The organism is Bradyrhizobium sp. MI1.10, assembly GCF_055811035.1.
Genome location: NZ_JBVVPN010000136.1, coordinates 1 through 1,210, shown reverse-complemented (window position 1 = coordinate 1,210; position 1,210 = coordinate 1). Strand labels below are relative to the sequence as shown.

Here is a 1,210-nt window from a genome sequence, read left to right as displayed (position 1 = left end):
GCGAGGGCTTTGCGTAAATCGCGAATCTGCGATTCTCTAAGAGACATCTGAAGAGGATCTGGGGATGGCATATCGGCAGGTGGGGCAACCGAGCTTCGCAGATGCGTTGGCGTCGCGGCGGGGCAAAGGGGGTGCGGTCCTGAGGCGGATTGGCGAACTGGTGGATTGGGCGGCTGTCGAGCGCGTGCTGAGCGGCCTGCCGGAGCCGGAGCGTGGCGCGCCGGCCTATCCTCGGCTGGTGATGTTCAAGGCTGTGCTGTTGCAGCAATGGTACGGTCTGTCCGATCCGGAACTGGAAGAAGCGCTCGATGACCGGGCCTCGTTCCGCGACTTCTGCGGCTTTGCGCTGGGCGACGAGACGCCCGACCACACGACGATCTGGCGCTTCCGCGAAGCTTTGCAGCAGGCTGGCCTGGACGAGACGCTGTTTGCCGAGATGCTGCGCCAGATCGACGCGCGCGGGCTGGTGCTGCGCCGAGGCACATTGATCGACGCCAGCCTGATCCCGGCGGCCGTGAAACCGCCGAAGCCGCCAAAGGACCCGCTGCCTCCCGGCCCGGACGGACGCCCGCCGAGCAAGCTGGTCAATAGCGAGCGCGATACGGATGCGCGATGGACCAAGAAGGGTGGCAAGCGATACTTCGGCTACAAGGCGCATGTCGGTGTCGACCAGGGCTCGGCGATCATTCGTCGCAGCAAGCTGACCGACGCTGCGGTCAACGATACGGTGCCCGCCGACGAATTGATCAGCGGTGACGAGAAGGCGGTCTACGCCGACCAGGCCTATGACAAGCATGAGCGTCGCGCCGGGCTGGCTGCCCGGGGCATCAAGCCGCGGCTGATGTTCCGGCCCAACAAGCATCATCCCCTGACCGAACGGCAGAAGCGCTTCAACGACGCCGTGGGACGGCGCCGCGCCCCGGTCGAGCAGGTCTTCGCGCGCCTCAAGGGCGTCTACGGCTGGGCGCGAGCCCGCTATCTGGGCCTGGCACGCAATCATACCCATCTGCGTCTTCTCTGCCTGGCCATGAACCTCAAACGATGGGCGGTCCTGTGTCCCGCGGGAGGTGTGGTGTGACCGCCACAGCCCAAGGCCATCGATCGGCCACGAAAACAAGACCGTCTGCGTTCGCGCGCCATCCGAGGCCGCACAAAAAAATACCCCATATCGAGCCTCACTCCCGCTCGGCCAATTAAGCAAAGCCCTCGC

The 1,210-nt window shown here is 65.1% G+C and carries 1 protein-coding gene; it reads left to right on the top strand.

The window, feature by feature from the left end; translation table 11 throughout:
* Positions 1 to 64 precede the first annotated feature (64 nt).
* The gene (locus AC0L3K_RS40590; protein WP_007592298.1) at positions 65 to 1,078 is read left to right on the top strand and encodes an IS5 family transposase; all 1,014 of its coding nucleotides are present in this window, start codon (positions 65 to 67) and stop codon (positions 1,076 to 1,078) included.
* Positions 1,079 to 1,210: the final 132 nt, after the last annotated feature.

Coding starts and splice junctions, on each gene's coding strand:
- AC0L3K_RS40590 (WP_007592298.1), top strand. CDS start 65: ATGGCATATCGGCAGGTGGGGCAACCGAGCTTCGCAGATGCGTTGGCG.